The organism is Chitinophagales bacterium (assembly GCA_017303415.1).
Lineage (GTDB): Bacteria > Bacteroidota > Bacteroidia > Chitinophagales > Chitinophagaceae > SpSt-398.
In genome coordinates this window covers 2132354-2149990 of sequence record JAFLBJ010000001.1, presented here as the reverse complement: position 1 = coordinate 2149990, position 17637 = coordinate 2132354, and the positions used below count along the sequence as shown (strand labels likewise).

At 45.6% G+C, this 17637-nt stretch carries 14 protein-coding genes and 2 tRNA genes; 12 read left to right on the top strand and 4 right to left on the bottom strand.

The features are described from left to right. Positions 1-41: 41 nt before the first annotated feature. From J0M30_09340 to J0M30_09315, 6 genes are all read left to right on the top strand, one after another. On the top strand, positions 42-221 hold the full coding sequence (locus J0M30_09340) for a hypothetical protein (GenBank protein ID MBN8667693.1): 180 nt from the start codon (positions 42-44) through the stop codon (positions 219-221). 52 nt (positions 222-273) lie between these two features. Then, positions 274-358, top strand: a tRNA-Ser gene (locus tag J0M30_09335). Between the two features lie 141 nt (positions 359-499). Next, complete coding sequence (locus J0M30_09330; protein ID MBN8667692.1) at positions 500-1129, top strand: hypothetical protein; 630 nt, start codon at positions 500-502, stop codon at positions 1127-1129. Next, positions 1126-1821 (top strand): DUF3307 domain-containing protein, encoded by a 696-nt coding sequence (locus tag J0M30_09325; protein MBN8667691.1) that lies wholly within the window; start codon positions 1126-1128, stop codon positions 1819-1821. The genes J0M30_09330 and J0M30_09325 overlap by 4 nt, the downstream gene beginning before the upstream one ends. A gap of 66 nt (positions 1822-1887) precedes the next feature. After that, positions 1888-1974: transfer RNA gene (locus J0M30_09320), tRNA-Ser, on the top strand. A gap of 92 nt (positions 1975-2066) precedes the next feature. Next, positions 2067-2501, top strand: coding sequence for a CBS domain-containing protein (locus J0M30_09315; GenBank protein MBN8667690.1), 435 nt, complete (start codon positions 2067-2069; stop codon positions 2499-2501). A gap of 83 nt (positions 2502-2584) precedes the next feature. Here the strand turns inward: J0M30_09315 and J0M30_09310 are convergent, their stop codons facing one another. Beyond that, positions 2585-4699: a DNA mismatch repair protein MutS gene (locus J0M30_09310; protein MBN8667689.1), complete on the bottom strand. Its 2115-nt coding sequence runs from the start codon at positions 4697-4699 to the stop codon at positions 2585-2587. Between the two features lie 212 nt (positions 4700-4911). Here J0M30_09310 and msrA point away from each other — a divergent pair, with 212 nt between their 5' ends. Next, complete coding sequence (gene msrA, locus J0M30_09305; protein MBN8667688.1) at positions 4912-5592, top strand: peptide-methionine (S)-S-oxide reductase MsrA; 681 nt, start codon at positions 4912-4914, stop codon at positions 5590-5592. 275 nt (positions 5593-5867) lie between these two features. On the opposite strand, the gene J0M30_09300 is transcribed toward msrA, so the two are convergent. Continuing rightward, positions 5868-6077 (bottom strand): hypothetical protein, encoded by a 210-nt coding sequence (locus J0M30_09300; protein ID MBN8667687.1) that lies wholly within the window; start codon positions 6075-6077, stop codon positions 5868-5870. Positions 6078-6276: 199 nt separating this feature from the next. After that, positions 6277-7908, bottom strand: a complete 1632-nt coding sequence (locus J0M30_09295) for an ABC transporter substrate-binding protein (protein ID MBN8667686.1) — start codon at positions 7906-7908, stop codon at positions 6277-6279. Between the two features lie 99 nt (positions 7909-8007). Between J0M30_09295 and J0M30_09290 the strand changes: the two genes are divergently transcribed. Together J0M30_09290 and J0M30_09285 are read left to right on the top strand one after the other, a co-directional pair. Further along, positions 8008-9657 (top strand): M1 family metallopeptidase, encoded by a 1650-nt coding sequence (locus J0M30_09290; protein ID MBN8667685.1) that lies wholly within the window; start codon positions 8008-8010, stop codon positions 9655-9657. A 49-nt stretch (positions 9658-9706) separates the two neighbouring features. After that, positions 9707-11215 carry a polysaccharide biosynthesis C-terminal domain-containing protein gene (locus tag J0M30_09285; protein MBN8667684.1) on the top strand — a complete coding sequence of 503 codons (1509 nt, stop codon included), beginning with the start codon at positions 9707-9709 and terminating at the stop codon, positions 11213-11215. Positions 11216-11225: 10 nt separating this feature from the next. On the opposite strand, the gene J0M30_09280 is transcribed toward J0M30_09285, so the two are convergent. Further along, the gene (locus J0M30_09280) at positions 11226-11942 is read right to left on the bottom strand and encodes a C40 family peptidase (protein MBN8667683.1); all 717 of its coding nucleotides are present in this window, start codon (positions 11940-11942) and stop codon (positions 11226-11228) included. 156 nt (positions 11943-12098) lie between these two features. Between J0M30_09280 and dnaE the strand changes: the two genes are divergently transcribed. From dnaE to J0M30_09265, 3 genes are all read left to right on the top strand, one after another. Next, the gene (gene dnaE, locus J0M30_09275) at positions 12099-15743 is read left to right on the top strand and encodes a DNA polymerase III subunit alpha (protein MBN8667682.1); all 3645 of its coding nucleotides are present in this window, start codon (positions 12099-12101) and stop codon (positions 15741-15743) included. Between the two features lie 99 nt (positions 15744-15842). Then, complete coding sequence (trxA, locus tag J0M30_09270) at positions 15843-16160, top strand: thioredoxin (GenBank protein MBN8667681.1); 318 nt, start codon at positions 15843-15845, stop codon at positions 16158-16160. A gap of 113 nt (positions 16161-16273) precedes the next feature. Beyond that, on the top strand, positions 16274-17578 hold the full coding sequence (locus J0M30_09265; protein ID MBN8667680.1) for a NupC/NupG family nucleoside CNT transporter: 1305 nt from the start codon (positions 16274-16276) through the stop codon (positions 17576-17578). Positions 17579-17637 lie beyond the last annotated feature (59 nt).

Sequence of the window (17637 nt, the reverse complement as noted above, 5' to 3'; positions counted from 1 at the left end):
AACGAAAATTACCAGACAAATTGCAGTTTAAATCTAATGGCATGAATAAAATTCAAAATGAAGCCGGTACCGCCTATGAGCCTGGTTATTTGACCCAGCGAGATAAGATCGATCTGATTGATCGTATTTACAAAGCGAAGATGGAGACCATTCTCTGGATCGTGGGGGTTGGGATACTTCAAATTGCACTTTATTTTCTGACTCGTCATTACGGCGCATAGCTTTCTTCTTTTCAGATTTTGTGTTTCCCCCACCCCGCCCTATTTTTGCGCCGGAGAGATGGCAGAGCGGTCTAATGCGGCGGTCTTGAAAACCGTTGACTGTCACAGGTCCGGGGGTTCGAATCCCTCTCTCTCCGCTTTCGCCCACCAAAGTTTCGGCTCAGGTGGGCTTTTTTTATGTGTGCTATGCCTGACTGCACAAATAAGGTATAATCTAAAATAATAGCATAAAATAGCTATAATATTATTTTTTAGCAAAAAAATGCTATATTTATGCTATGACATGGAATGCCGTCATAACAGCGGATATCGTGAACTCGACCAAACTATCCGCAACTGCCATAAAAAAGCTCAACGGGCGTATTGAGGAGGTATTAAAGCCTCACCAACATGAATATTACCGGGGAGACAGCTTTCAGGTGTATATAGCAGATGCGGCGCAGGCTTTACCGATGATCGTACAGTTGCGTTTACTCGCCCGGCAGTTTTCCGCCGGCATACCCCGCATAGATTCTGACATACGCTCCGCCATAGGCATTGGACAGATCAAGGAACCGGTGAAAGACCTGACCCGGGCAACGGATGAGCTTTTCATTTTATCCGGCCGGGCATTGGATGCTCTGGACCAGGAAGAGGATCGTTTTACAATGATCAGTCGAAATGAGAAAGCCAATATTGCCTTGCGGTTGATTGCGCAATTCATCGACCAGTTAATCGGTAATATGACCTTGAAACAAGGCCAGGTGGTCATCGAATTATTAAAAGGACAAACACAAACAGAAACGGCAAAGAAATTAAAAAAGACCCAGGTAACCGTTCACCGCCAGGCACATGCTGCCGGATGGAAGTCCATCAACCGTTTGCTAAAAGAATACGAAATTGTGTTAAATCAATTTGACCTCTCATGACCCTGTGGCTAATTAAATTATTACTGGCACATTTGTTAACTGATTTTCTACTGCAACGTAAAAGTTGGATCAGAGAAAGGCGACAGTTGCATTTCCTGTCCCCCTATTTATATATTCATACATTCATCACCACAGGGGTAGCAGGTCTGCTGATCGGTTGGACCTACTGGCCCACCCTGATCGCTATTTTTATCACCCACACATTGATCGACGGTTGGAAATCCTACAGACCTGAAAAATCACTCTACTTCCTGCTTGACCAGGGGATGCACCTTTTGGTCATATTAGCTTGTTGGGGATTTACTTTCTATTCCTGGGACGACCTGGCTATGGTATGGGAAACATGGAGCAAGGATACGCGGTTATGGGCCTATTTCACGGGTTTTATCTTCCTCACCTGGCCATCGAGCATTTTGGTCGGTCAGCTAACCCGTAGTTGGCGCGATCACCTGGATCAGTCAGAGGCACTTGCCCAGGCGGGTACCTGGATCGGTATAATGGAAAGATGTCTGATCCTGATCATGGTATTGGCTGGGGAATATGAGGCCATGGGATTATTGATCGCTGCCAAAGGGTTTATCCGGTTCAACGAGAGAAACAGGCCGGAAAGAAAAACTGAATACTTCCTGATCGGCACCCTGATCAGTATAGGATTGGCCGTGCTGACCGGATTGCTCCTGAATGCTATTTAAGCGGAAAAGTAAGCACCGCCCTCACCCTCCATTTGGGCTTAATTCTTTATTTTTGCCGCCCTTTACGGAGAGATGCCAGAGTGGTTGAATGGGACGGTCTCGAAAACCGTTGTACGGGCAACTGTACCGAGGGTTCGAATCCCTCTCTCTCCGCCCTCTTATTCCCCACAGAATCAAGGCTTTTACCCCCACCTAACAACGAATCACAAAATTTCGTATTTTCCCATTACCCAAAACGCTTGCCCATGCATAAAGTAGCCGACATCTTAAAACGGAAAGGTGTTTCCGCCGTAGCTGTACCCCCTGATACCAAAGTGATCGATGCCCTGGAAATGATGGCCGAAAAGAATATCGGCTCCGTTCTGGTAATGGATGGAGGTGAATTTCTGGGTATCATCACCGAAAGAGATTATTCCAGAAAAGTGATCCTGAAGGGAAAGAATTCTCACGATACAAGAGTCTCGGAAATCATGAGCGCCGACCTTCCGCCGGTTAGCCCGGCCGATCTGGTAAATGAATGCATGCGTATCATGACGGAAAAGAATATTCGCTATCTGCCTGTATTTGAAAACAACCGTCTCGCCGGTATCATTAGTATGAGTGATGTGGTAAAGGAAACCATCATCATGCAGCAAAATACGATCAGTCACCTGGAAAGTTATATTCACTCGGGCCATTGACCATGATTGTCCAGGATTAAAGGATTAGCTGGATTAATTTTGCTAATCATTTATAAAAACAATCCTGTTAATCCTCCCATCCTTTAATCCTGGTCAATCCTGGTTTGTCTTTCCTTCACCACCACCAGTTCCTTCATCTCTACCTGCATCGGTAAGGACCCAATTTTTACAACGGCGCGTTTACCTCTTATTTCCAGTACTTCACCCACCTGATGGTTCTTTTTAATTTTCACCTTCTCCCCCACTTTGATTTCGGTGGCCACTTCATCGTATTTAGCATCCAGTTTTTTCTGCATCTTACTCACTACCTTCTGCTCATTCTTTTTAAACAGCAGGGCCTCCATGTCTTTGATGACTTTCTTTTTATCATCGGATTTTCTCCACTCGTTGATGATCAGTTTCAATTTACGCTCGGTCTCCTTTAAGTAGGTGATCCTGTCCTCGCTGATCTTATTCTGTTGTTTAAGCAACTCCACCTGCTGGCGATGTTTCTCCTTGTCCATCACCCCTTGCATCTCGGTCTTTAATTTTTCATTCTCGCGGAGCAGGCGATTGAGTTCTTTCTCTTTTTTTTCCACTTCCCGCAGGTCCTGCTCCGTTCGGTTGAGCAGTTTATCCAATCGAAAGTGGTCCTCATCTACAAGGCTTCTGGCTTTATCTATAAGCCTCCTATCCAATCCGATTCGTTCGGCGATGGAAAAGGTATAAGAACTACCGGGTTTCCCAATGATGAGTTTATACAGGGGCAATAGACTTTTTTCATTAAAGGCCATGGCGCCATTCACAATACCAGGGGTTTTGTTGGCCATTACCTTCAGATTAAGGTAGTGTGTGGTAACGATACCGAAAGAGTGTTTTTTCAGGAGTTCCAATAAAATAACCTCTGCAAATGCCCCACCGAGATTGGGGTCGCTCCCACTCCCCAATTCATCAATGAAGAAAAGGGTCTTGCCATTGGCCTGCTCCATAAAATGTTTCATATTGAGCAAGTGAGAGCTATAGGTGCTCAATTCAAATTCCAGGCTTTGGGTATCGCCGATGTGGATCATCAATTGTTTGAAGATCCCAAACCGGGAGGATGGATGCACAGGCACCAATAACCCACTTTGCACCATCATTTGCAATAGTCCCACTGTTTTCAGGGTTACTGTCTTTCCGCCGGCATTGGGCCCGCTGATCACCAATATCCTATTCTTCTCGTCGAGGGTGACGGAAACGGGTATCGTAGGTTTGCCTGTCTTTTTATTATATAACAGTAGCAAGGGGTGATAAGCTTCCACCAGGTGGGCATGCGCGCTGTCGGTCACTTCCGGAAACTCACCTTGTATATCCTGGGCAAACCGTGCCTTGGCCCGGATAAAATCATATTCCCCAGACATCCGGTGGTATTCCGTTAGCAGCGGGGCATAGGCAGATAGGCGGGCAGTGAGCTCACGCAATAACCGATAGACCTCTTTTCGCTCGTCATTTTCCAGGGAATAGATCGCGTTATTGAACTCAATGGTCTCCTCCGGTTCAATAAAACTGGTACGGCGACTATCGCTTTCTCCATGCAGGATGCCTTTGACCTGTCGTTTCTGCTCGGCAAAAACTGCCACCACCCGGCGACCGTTGAGAAAACTCTCCTCGATGTCGGCGAGATAACCCTGCTTATTGAGTTTGGATATGATTTTATCGAATTCCCGTCTGAGCTCATTCCGTTTCCGATAAAGGTTCATCCGGATACTGCGTAATTCCGGTGAAGCGGTATCCTTCACTTGCCCGCTTTCATCCAATATCTCATCAATGTAGGCGACGATGTTTTTTTCATAGTAAGATCCTTCGATCACTATGGCGAGGGCAGGATAAGCTGCCCTTCGTTCAGCATCAAACCAACGAAAGATGCCTTTCATATTCTCTGCCAACCGGCGGAGGTCCATGATATCTTCGGCTCCCAACACGGCACCGGGAATGGAGAGCATTTTCAATTCCTGAGCCAGGTTCAATACCTGGTCATTGGGAAAATAAAGGCCATTCAGTAAAAGCTGTTTGAACTCATGGCTCTGCCTAAGCTCGGTATCGATATATTCCTTTCGGGTATGGATACGCAATTCCTGCACCCGGGTACGCGCGTACTCGGTTCGGCAATGATCTGTTAACAAGGCCTTGACCTTATCCAGTTCCAATTGTTGATATGCCGATTCGGGGAAGAGTTTCAATGCTGATTGATTTGCGGTGCAAATTTCGGGTATTTAACCCATCCGCAACCTGCCAAAACAAGAAAGGCCTCCCTTTATCCCCCTATCGGCTCCTGTCTAAGCGGCTTAACGGTTAAGGCAACCAAATTCGGTTGGTTTTGTTAATAATACCTGAAAACAGAAAATTCGACATCCACCAGCCACCTCCAAACGTATTTTGTGTAAATTGAATAATGAAAACCAATCGTTTCATACCCGGCCTCTTCTTGATCTGGATGGCATTTTTCACTCTTTCCTGCCAGGGCGGACCGGCTTCCCAAAGTAAGATGACTATGACAACAAATAAGGATACGATTCCCGCCTTTGCGGGCAAAACCGATACCGCTCTGTTTGGTACCGGTTGCTTCTGGTGTACAGAAGCTGTTTTTGAGCAATTGGACGGTGTTATTTCCGTCACTTCAGGCTATTCTGGTGATTCAAAGGAGAAACCCTCCTATGAGCTGGTCAGTACAGGGCGAACCAATTTTGCGGAATGTGTGGAGATCGTTTATGATCCTGCTACGATCAGTTTTGATGAACTACTCGAGGTTTTCTGGCAGGTACACGACCCCACTACCCTTAACAGACAGGGAGCCGATGTGGGGCCACAATACCGCAGTGTGGTATTTTATCTGAATGAAGAACAAAAGCAGAAAGTAGAACATTATAAATCCGAATTGGACAAGAGTGGCGCCTACCCCCGGCCCATTGTAACAACTGTTGAACCCTTTCTGGCCTTTTTCGCGGCAGAGGATTATCATCAGGAATATTATGCGAATAATAAAAACAAGAATCCCTATTGCCAGATCGTGATCCGGCCTAAGCTGGAGAAATTTGAAAAAGTATTCAAGGATAAACTGAAGAAGAAAGGCTAGGCGAGATCAATTCTTTCATAAAATAAAAAAAGGCGGGGCTCCTCTTCTATCTGGATGCGTCCCGCCTTTGTGTTTGGGTACCATTCAAATCATGCGTTTACACTTTTTAGGTTACAAGTTCGATGGCTTTCCCGGGATCTTGGCTTTGGTTTTTCAGGTGTTTTGGATCCTTTTGGTCTTTTCATTGGAATCGGATGGTTTTTCGGAATGGATCTTTTAAGGTATCAGGTTTTTCCGGATCTGGATTGGTTTTTCTGGATTTGGTTTGGTCTTCATCAGGATTTGGAATCACGAATCACGACAATACCTTCCGATGAATGATCGGTGGCACACCAGATCTCACCCGATTGGTTGAGTTCAGGAAAATGCTTTAGGTCTTGTTGAGCGGAATCGTGCCTTTCTACAGAAGCAGTCAGGAGTAAAAGGCAGGGAAGCAAAATGAATACGCCTCCCAATAAGGTAACACGGGTACCATTCGTTTTCATGAGTACATCTTTTAGGTTATCAATTTGTACGAATGGTTCTTAACAGGATACTCGTTTGGACTGGCTTACAAAGGATGGTTGGATATTTGGCTAAAGAGAGGATATTGGAAGATGGTGTAAAAATAAAAACTACCCTTTTGTGGTACAAGGTATTTCTACTAAGGAAATACCATATTGATTACTAATTATTGATTATTAATTATTTACTCGCTTTTCTGAGTTCTAATAGATTCAGGGAATTGGCTTCAAAACCCTTTATGCCAGGCTGAACAAGGTGGATCACCTGGTCGTACCAAAAGGGAACAACAGGCGCCATTTCCATGATCCGTTGGTCGGCCGCCTGATATAGCCGGTTTCGTAGCGAATCATTTGTTTCACGCATGGCCTGATCCATTATTCGATCAAATGCCGGATCATTAAACCGGGTATAATTAGGGGGGGCGGGGTTCTTAGAATAAAAAACAGACAGGTAGTTCTCTGCGTCGGGGTAATCGGCGATCCAGCTGGCCCTGAAAAATGGAGCGCGTGAGGTAGCGGTCATTTCCAGTAACAAGGCTTTGGGAATAACCTCTACCTGCACCGGTATTCCGATTTCTGCCAGTTGCCCGGCAATGAAGGACGCCAGATCGGAATAGATCGGAATCGTGAGTAGTTTTATTGGTGGAATTCCCTTACCACCCGGGAAACCGGCTTCCCTCAAAAGCTGACTCGCCAAACGGGGATCATAGGTATATCCTTTTACCCGGGTGGAATCAAAAGAAGGCATGCCGGCGGGCACAAAACCCGAGGTGGCTGGTGTACCTATAGAGTTGCGCAGGTACAGAACCATTTTTGCCCGGTCAAACCCATAATTGATCGCTTGTCGAACTTTCCTTAGGCGTAAAGATGATCCTTTCATTACCGGATTGAGTGTATCTACCAATATCCCCAGGTACTCGGTATTGAGATAGGCATGCTTTTGCATTCGGATCTTTCCTTCCCAGGCAGGTCTTAATGTGCCTCTCTTGGTCAGCACCTCATCGCGAAAGGAAGCCTCGATATCATTGATGAAATCCAATTTCCCTTGCCGGAAAAGCAGGAACTCTGTGGCTTTGCTATCATAAAAACTCACCTTTACCCCATCCAGCAAAGGCAGGCGACGACCTGTACTATCAGTTTCAAAAAAACGGTCATGGCGATGAAGCAAAAGTGACAACCCTTCTTCCCAGGCCACAAAACGAAATGGGCCAGTCCCGACCGGTTGACGGCGAAAATCCGGTCCATATTTTTCAACAGCCTCTCTAGGAACAATCGAACAATACTGCATGGACAGGATGCCAAGGATAGGGCTATATGGCTTTAGCAATCGAAGTTGAAAAACGGAATCATTGATCGCCTGGAAAGGTTGAATGCTATCTACCTTCCCGTTAAAGATCCAGGTGCCGGGACTTGCGACAAGAGGATCCATCAATCGACGAAAACTATACTCCACATCCCGGGCCACCATTTTTCGTCCCTTTCCATTGGGAAAGCAACCATTGTTATGAAAATAAACATCCTGACGAAGGGTAAACTGATAAACCGTACCGGTGAGGTCAATGGTCCAGGACGACGCCAACGAAGGTTTAATCTGTAATTCGGCATCCACTTCCACCAATTGGTTGTAGAGTTGATGCACGGCCCACATTACGGATTGGTTCTTGGCAAAGGCCGGGTCAAGGGAGGCAATACCCGTGGCTTCATTGTAGTGAAATATCTTCAACCCATGCCCCTGGCGGTCGCGACACCCGACCAGGAGGATGACCATGATCCACCATAACCTGAAAGAATATTTGACAAACGGGGCCTTCATTGTTACCGGAAGGTTTAAATTAGTGCTTCAATTATGCAAATTATCAAATCGTGTCTACTAAAAGACAATAATAATTCTTCACTTCAATATTCTTCATCCATGCGCCGAATCATTTTACTTCTTGGTGGGTTGGTCATCTGTTATTCCTCCTTTGCCCAACCGCTGAATGGTTCCAAAAAATTTAGCCATCAGGATACCCTGCGGGGGAGTATTGGACCTGGTCGTGATTGGTGGGATGTGAAACAATACAGTATTTATGTAATTCCGGATTACGATTCCAAGACCACTTCCGGTTGGACGGATATTCAGTTTGCCGTCACTAAAACCGTCAGGAATCAGTCCATGCAGATCGATCTGCAACAGCCCTTACACCTGGATAGTGCCTTTTGTGAAGGGAAAAAGATCAAGGGAGTCAGACAGGACGGAAATGCGTGGTTTCTGGAACTTCCAACACCTTCCCTAAAGGCCTCTGCAAAGAACTTAACCTTACGTGTCTATTATAGTGGTAAGCCCGTATCGGCCCGTCGTCCACCCTGGGATGGCGGATGGGTTTGGGCCAAGGACAAAAAAGGCCGTCCCTGGATGACCGTTGCCTGTCAGGGTTTGGGAGCCAGTGTATGGTACCCATGCAAGGATCATCAAAGTGATGAACCCGATAACGGGGCTGTCCTTCAAATGCTGGTTCCGGATACCCTTGTTGCCGTGGCAAATGGGAGAAAGAAAGATGAAAAGAACATGGGAAATGGAAAGAAATTATTCACCTGGGAAGTAAAGAACCCCATCAATAATTATAACATCATTCCCTACATCGGACATTATGTAAATTGGTCAGAAAAATTTGACGGGGAAAAAGGCGCATTAGATTGCAATTACTGGGTGCTGGATTATGACCTGGAAAAAGCAAGGGAACAATTTGGACGCGATGTTAAACCCATGCTTAAGGCGTTTGAGTTCTGGTTTGGCCCCTACCCTTTTTATGAAGATGGTTTTAAATTGATCGAAGCCCCGCACCTTGGTATGGAACACCAGAGTGCGATCGCGTATGGAAATGATTTTAAAAATGGATACCGGGGAAATGATCTTTCCAAAACTGGTTGGGGTTTGAAATGGGATTTTATCATTGTGCATGAGTCCGGTCATGAGTGGTTTGGCAATAATATCACAACCAAAGACCTGGCGGATATGTGGGTACACGAAGGATTTACCAATTATTCCGAAACCTTATTTACCGATTTCAACTTTGGCAAGGAAGCAGGGAATGCCTATTGCCTGGGCACCCGCGCGCTGATTCAGAATGATATCCCAATCAAAGGTCCATATGGTGTCAATCAGGAAGGCAGCGGCGATATGTATTATAAAGGCGGTAACCTGGTACACACCCTGCGCCAGTTGGTGAATGATGATGAAAAATTCAGACAGATCCTTCGCGGGCTGAATAAAACATTTTACCACCAAACCGTAACAAGCACACAGGTAGAAAACTACATCTCAGAAAAGATAGGAATGGACCTGTCCAAGGTTTTTTTCCAATACCTGAGTACCACGCAGATACCGGTATTGGAATATAAGATCGACGGAAACAGGGTTTCCTATAGGTGGACCGATTGTGTGGAAGGCTTCAACCTCCCCGTCAAATTGCAGGGCGTCGGGCTTTGGGTAAGACCGACCCAACAATGGCAGGAGACCACTTTGCCTGAAGGCGGGTTTACGGTTGATCCCAATTTTTATATAAAAACAAAAGCCAGCTGATTTTATGCGTTGAATGGCGGGTGTTCATCCCGTTCTTTATCTTTACCGCATGAGCGAGATACGCCGGCAAAGCATCATATCCTCCATCATCGTTTATTCGGGTTTTGCCCTGGGTATCCTTAACACCTACCTTTTTACCCGTGAAGGTGGCTTTACAAAAGAACAATATGGGCTCACCGGTGCTTTTATGGCCATTGGGCAGATCATGTTCTCCGTAGCAAGTTTTGGTATGCCTGCCTATATCTACAAATTCAGGCCTTATTACCGATCACATGTACCACGCAACCGGGATGAGCAGCTTACACTTTCGCTTTCAGTAAGCATGATCGGGTTCTTACTGGTTTTGGCAGGCGGCTTGTTATTCAAAGGTGTGATCAACCAGGCCTATGCCAATTCCCCCCAGGTGATCACCTATTATTACTGGCTTTTCCCCTTTGGTTTTGGAATGACCCTTTTTTCGGTTTTAGAGGCCTATGGCTGGGCGACCCACCATTCGGTGATGACCAATTTCCTACGTGAATTATTGTTCCGTTTATTTATTACAGCCTTATTTGCGCTTACGGCCCTGGGAATCCTCAAAGAATTTGATCAGTTTGTCCATCTGTATGCATTTACTTTTCTGATCATTGCCTTCATCCTTGTTGTATTTCTTTTGGTTAAAAAAGAATTTCGGTTCACTTTCTCCTTCAGTCGGGTCACGGTCAAGTTCAAAAGAAAAATCATCGCCATGGCTGGGTTTTTCTGGACCGGAGGTCTGGTATATAATGTAGCCAGTGTATTTGATACCATCGTCATCGCGGCCATCCTTCCCAATGGTCTGGCTGCCGCAGGTATTTATACCTTGGGCCAATACCTCTGCAGTCTGATCCAGGCCCCTCAACGTGCAATAATTTCTGCATCCGTGGGTCCGTTGGCTGAGGCCTGGAAAATAAAAGACCACGCCAAGATCCAGCGTATCTATCAGCGCTCCAGCATCAATCAGTTGATCTTTGCCTCCGCCATGTTTTGCCTTTTATGGTTAAACTTTATGGATGGCATCGAAACATTTCATATTCAAAATGGTTTCAAAGAGGCCTTCCCCGTTTTTATTTTTATTGGCCTGATGCGGGTAATGGATATGGGTACCGGGATCAATTCGCAGATCATTGGGACGTCCACCTATTGGCGGTTTGAATTCATTACCGGTATCTTATTATTGGCGCTCAATCTCCCTTTATCTGTGAAATTGACACAAACAATGGGCGTAATCGGACCAGCGATAGCCAACCTGATCGCCTTCTCGATCTACAACTTCATTCGTTTCCTTTTTCTATACCGAAAATTTGGCATGCAGCCTTTTACACCCAAAACCATTTACACCCTGGTCACAGCCGCTGTTGTATTCCTTATTGTCTACTATTTAATGAATAATGAGAGAGGAGTTGGGTGGATCATTTTGCGCACCAGCTTATTTCTTGCGCTGTACCTGCCGGCCATACATATACTCAAACTCACACCCGATTGGGAACCGGTCATGGGGACTGTTCTGAAAAGATTGGGTTGGAAGAAAAAGGAATAAATCGAAAGATTTAAGGAATATTTGATACGGTGGCGTTGATCCTTTCAACACGACCTGCACCGACCAGTTTTCTTGTCCAATAATCTTCAAACATATCACTGATGGTGACGCCTCCTGAGGTTGAGGCATGAACAAACTTATTGTTCTGCAGATAAATACCTACATGCGATATCCCACCTACTGTATTGAAAAATAAAAGGTCTCCTTGACGCAGCTCAGTTGTGGAGATTCGCGTGGTGGCCTTATACTGATCACGTGCGGTGCGGGGCACGGGGACACTGTAAAGAGACAAAAAGAAAGTTTGTACAAAAGCGGAGCAATCGATACAGTTTTTTGTGGTGCCTCCCATGCAATAGCGGGTACCATACCATTCATCAATGAATTGAAAGAGGCGCGTATTTCTTACTTCTTCAACTTCTGTATTCAATAAGAGGGCATATTTGATCTGGAGGGGGCTTGCCAGTTCCACGGATGGTGTACCAGATGAATAGGAATAAGTGGGCGTTGTTCTGCCCCGATCTTCTTTTGGGTTAGCGATAGCTGGATCGTGGTTGGGTGTATTGGCCTTCTCCACGGGCACATCGATTGTGAGGAACCTGAGTTCGTTGGAAGCTGCTACCGGAGCTTGTTGGGGTGTTGGCTTATTTCCAGCCAATCCAGCTTGTTTGAGGGCCGTACAGCTACTCAGCAAGAGCAGTGTCACCATGGCAATGACCGTATACTTCATGTTCTTGAATTTTACAGGTTATCATGGGCACAGACGGAATTGGGTAAAATTAGGCACAAATCCTTCAATGTGGAAAATATTAGGTGCATTAATCAGGAAAAAATTGTGCCATAAACCTAAATTGCAGGTCTCCTATCAACTTTTTTTCAACCCATTATGAAGTTTTCACACCTCCATGTCCATACCCAATTTTCGCTGCTGGATGGGGCTGCGTCAATTCCAAAGCTGTTCAAAAAAGCGGTAGATGACCAGATGCCCGCGCTCGCGATCAGTGACCATGGAAATATGTTTGGCGTGTTTGAGTTTGTCAGTGAAGCCTACAAACATAAGGATGATCAGGGCCGACCAAAGGTAAAACCGATTGTAGGGTGTGAATTTTATATCACACAGGACCGTTTACGAAAAACATTTTCCAAAGAGGAAAAGGATCCCCGTCATCACCAGATTTTACTGGCTAAAAATGAGGTTGGTTATAAAAATCTGGTCAAGCTGACTTCAATGGGTTTTATCGAAGGCCTGTATAGCAAATATCCACGGATCGATAAGACGCTGATCGAAAAATACCATGAAGGGTTGATCGCCACTACCTGTTGCCTTGGTGCCCTTGTACCACAGGCGATCTTAAAAAAAGGAGAAGCAGAAGCAGAGAAGGAGTTCAAATGGTGGCTGGATATTTTTGGGGAGGATTATTATGTGGAACTGCAGCGGCATGGTATGGTGGAGCAGGACAGGGTGAATAATATCCTTATCAAGTTTGCCCGGAAATATGATGTAAAGGTCATTGCCAGCAATGATTCCCACTACGTGGAGCAATCGGATTTTGAAGCGCACGATATTCTTCTTTGTATCAATACCGGAGAAAAAGTAGCCACCCCCGCCCTTCGGGAATTCTCCGATGATGATATCCTGGTCAAAGACAAACGCTTTGCCTTTCCAAATGATCAATTCTTTTTCAAAAAGACGGAAGAGATGATCAAGGTCTTTCATGACCTTCCCGAAGCGATTGACAACACCAATGAGATCGTGGAGAAAATAGACCTGCTTAATCTTAAAAAAGACATTCTTCTCCCGGCCTTTCCCTTACCAAAAGAATTTCAGGTTCACACGGACAATAACCTGAACCAATGGGAATATCTCAAGCACCTGACCTATGAAGGGGCTAAACAGCGATATAATGAGATAACCCCGGAGATCACGGAGCGTATCGACTTTGAGTTATTTACGATCCGTACCATGGGTTTTGCCGGTTACTTTTTGATCGTGAGTGATTTTATCAGGGCCGGTCGGGACATTGGCGTTTTTGTAGGCCCGGGCCGTGGTTCCGCGGCAGGAAGTGTAGTGGCGTATTGCGTAGGAATTACGAATATCGACCCGATCAAGTACAATCTCCTGTTTGAGCGTTTTCTCAATCCTGACCGAAAATCAATGCCCGATATCGATACGGATTTTGATGATGAAGGCAGGCAGAAAGTGATCGATTATGTAGTAAAAAAATACGGGCAGAACCAGGTAGCGCAGATCATCACCTATGGTACCATGGCGGCCAAAATGAGTATCAAAGATGTGGCACGGGTCATGGACCTTCCGCTTCCGGATTCGAATGCCCTGGCCAAACTGGTCCCGGAAAAACCAGGAATCGAACTGAAGCGGGTGTTACATGCCCCCATGAATACCAAGGATGGGGAAAAATCACTCGAAGAGAAGGAAGGCCTTGGCCCGGATGACCTGGCCAATGTGAAGAAGCTCCGGGATATTTATGAGGGTTCTTCGATGGAGAGCAAAGTGCTCCATGCCGCAGAGATCCTGGAAGGATCGGTGCGAAATACCGGTATACATGCTGCTGGTATCATCATTGCACCGCGTGACCTTACCGAACTGATTCCCGTAGCCACGGCCAAAGATTCTGATCTCTGGGTTACCCAGATCGAAGGAAGTATAATTGAAGATGCCGGAGTCATAAAAATGGACTTTCTGGGTCTGAAGACCCTCACCATCATTCGCGATGCCTTACGACTGATCAAGGAAAATCATGGAATTACCATCGATATTGATACAATCCCCCTGGAGGATGAGAAAACATTTCAGCTTTACCAAAAGGGTGATACCATTGGCACTTTCCAGTTTGAAAGCCCGGGGATGCAAAAACATTTGCGTGATCTGCGGCCTGATAAATTTGGCGACCTTATTGCGATGAACGCGCTTTACCGGCCCGGCCCTATCGCCTATATCCCCAAGTATATTGACCGGAAACATGGCCGCGAATCAATTTCTTATGACCTGCCTGAAATGGCGGAGTATCTTGAAGAAACCTACGGGATCACGGTATATCAGGAACAGGTGATGTTGCTGGCGCAAAAACTGGGAGGATTTAGCAAGGGCGATGCGGATGTATTGCGTAAAGCAATGGGTAAGAAACAACGATCGGTGCTGGACAAGATGAAAGGCCAGTTCGTGACCGGTGCCTCAAAGAAGGGGTTCCCCGAGCCAACCCTTGAGAAGATCTGGCGCGACTGGGAAGCCTTTGCCCAATACGCCTTTAATAAATCACACTCTACCTGTTATGCATTTGTTGCCTACCAGACAGCCTATCTGAAATCACATTACCCGGCGGAATACATGGCTTCGGTATTGAACCATGCGGGAAGTATTGAAAAAATCACCTTCTTTATGGAAGAGTGTAAGCGAATGGGGATCAAAGTACTTGGACCGGATATCAATGAATCGCAAAAAGGATTTGCGGTAAATAAAAAAGGCGAGATCCGTTTTGGCCTGGGAGGATTGAAAGGAGTCGGAGAAGCGGCGATCGAGTCCATCATGGAAGAAAGAGGGAAAAATGGCCCTTATGCCAACCTGTTTGATCTGATCAAAAGGATCAATCAGCGAAGCGTCAATAAAAAGACCCTGGAAAGTCTGGCCTATGCAGGTTCCTTTGATTGTTTCCCGGAACATCACCGTGCGCAGTTGTTCCACACAAGTCCGGAAGACCCAACTACCGGTCTGGAGAAAGTGATCCGTTTTGGTCAACATTTTCAACAAAATACCGCAGCTGTAACCAATACCTTATTTGGTGACCTGCCGATGGAGATAGAGATAAAACCTCCTACGCTCCCCGATTGTGCCCCCTGGCCACTGACCACCCAACTCGATCATGAAAAAGATGTGACCGGTATGTTTTTGAGTGGGCATCCGCTTGATCATTTTCGGTTTGAGATCAATCACTATGGCATTATACCACTTGCTGAATTCAATGAGATACGGGAGCATATTGCGCAGCATCCACAACCCAACCGCAGTTTTCGGTTGATCGGCTTAATCGTTGATGCACAACACCGGATTTCCAAGAAGAATGGCAACAAGTTCGGCAGTCTGATGTTGGAGGATTATACAGGTAAATCTGAGTTCATGTTATGGAGTGATGATTATGTAAAATATAACGCCTACCTGCAGCCGGGGACCTCGGTTTTTGTGACGGGATATTTTAAACAACGGTATAATCAGGGAGAATTTGAATTTAAGATCAGCGGGATCTCGATGGTGGAGAATGTAAAGAAGAACCTGACCAAACAGTTGAATATTGCGGTGGATCCGAGGTACCTGACAGAAGACATGCTGGCATTTTTGCAGAGGAACCTGAAATCATATCCCGGTCAGGCCGGACTCAAATTTGTTTTAAATGAACCCCGAAACCAGCGGAAGATCAGTCTGGTATCCATGGGAAATGGCTTTGAAATGAATGACGATCTTGTAGAATTTCTGATGGAAAGGCCAGAGTTGGAAGTGGAGGTCTTAACAAATGGATAACGGTTTTCTGACAAGTTAGTCACAAGCTTCTGTCAGAAGGACGCGAATCAGGAATTGGATGTATTTTTGCAGTCCCTATTAAAAGAAAACAACACTTATATGGCGAAAGAATTTACCGACTCGAATTTTCAATCTGATGTGCTTCAATCTGATAAATTGACCGTGATCGATTTTTGGGCAGAATGGTGTGGCCCTTGCCGAGCCATTGGTCCCGTGATCGAAGAACTCTCTAAAGAATACGATGGCAAGGTGAACGTAGGAAAATTAAATGTGGATGTGAATCCGCAAGTGAGTATGAACTATGGTATCACCTCCATTCCTGCTATTCTCTTTATCAAAAATGGCCAGGTGGTAGACAAACTGGTCGGCGCCCAACCTAAGAGCAATTTTGTAAAGAAAATAGAGACGCATATCTGATCAGTTTTTCCTGGTTGACAAAGAAATTGAATGGCTGAAATACCCGCGTTTTTACCGGGTTTTTCGGCCATTCAAAATATATAGTATATTGCCCGTTAAACTGAAACTACTATATGCAGGTCAACCTCGAAAACATTCTGCGGGGCATTTTAGGTTTAACCTTTTTGCTCGCTCTTGCTTATATCCTCAGCAACAATAAGAGAAAGATCAATTGGAAACTGGTTGGGTTTGGCCTGGGTTTACAGATCCTGCTCGCCATCCTTATTACTAAGAATATCCTCTGGATGTCGGATGTGTTCTCGTTTTTGGCGGACATGTTCGTTAAATTGATCAACAAGGGGAAGGAAGGGGCAATGTTCTTGTTTGGCAATCTGATTCAGGATGAACAAAGCTGGGGTTTCATTTTTGCCGTTCAGGCGCTACCTATTATCATCTTCTTTGGGGCTTTATCTGCCTTATTATATTATCTGGGTATTCTCCAACGCATCGTTTATGTATTTGCCTGGTTGCTGACCAAATTAGGGGTTAGCGGACCCGAAAGTATATCAGCGGCTGCGAATGTCTTTTTGGGCCAAACGGAGGCGCCATTGATGGTGAAGCCATATCTGGAGCGAATGAAGAAGAATGAAATGCTTTGTATCATGGTGGGGGGAATGGCCACAACGGCAGGAAGTGTACTGGGAACCTATGTTAGCATGCTTGGAGGGAATGACGTGATCATGCAAAAGTATTATGCCAAATTATTGTTGATGGCCTCGGTGATGGCAGCCCCTGCCGCTATAGTAGTATCCAAGATATTATTTCCGGATCCGGATCCTGCCAATGTAAGCCGTGACCTGCACGTACCTAAGGACCGGATAGGCTCAAACCTGCTCGAAGCCGTGGCGAACGGAACAACGGATGGATTAAAACTGGCGGCCAATGTGGGTGCCATGTTGATCGCTTTTGTGGCGCTTATGGCCGTATTGAATGGTATTTTAGGCCTGGTGGGCAATCTTACCAGCCTGAACGATACAATCGCCAATGCAACAAGTGGCCGCTTCGACAGACTATCCCTGCAATTCATTTTTGGTTACATTTTTGCCCCGGTGGCCTGGATGATAGGCGTTCATAATCAGGATGTTACCGCCTTTGGGCAATTGCTGGGGGAGAAAACGATCATCAATGAATTTATCGCTTATAACAGTCTTGCACAAATGAAGAGCGCCCAGGTAATCACTGATCCTAAGACACTTGTGATGGCCAGTTTTGCACTTTGCGGGTTTGCCAATTTTTCTTCGATTGGTATTCAGATCGGCGGAATTGGTGCCCTGGCACCGGGACAGCGAAAAAATCTTACGGAATTGGGAATTAAGGCCTTAATCGGAGGTACACTGGCTTGTTTAATGACCGCCTGTATTGCAGGGGCCCTGAGTTAAGATTTTTTTCGTTTCTGCCTAAGATTCAGTAAACTTGTGCTCGTATTTTTGCGATTCTG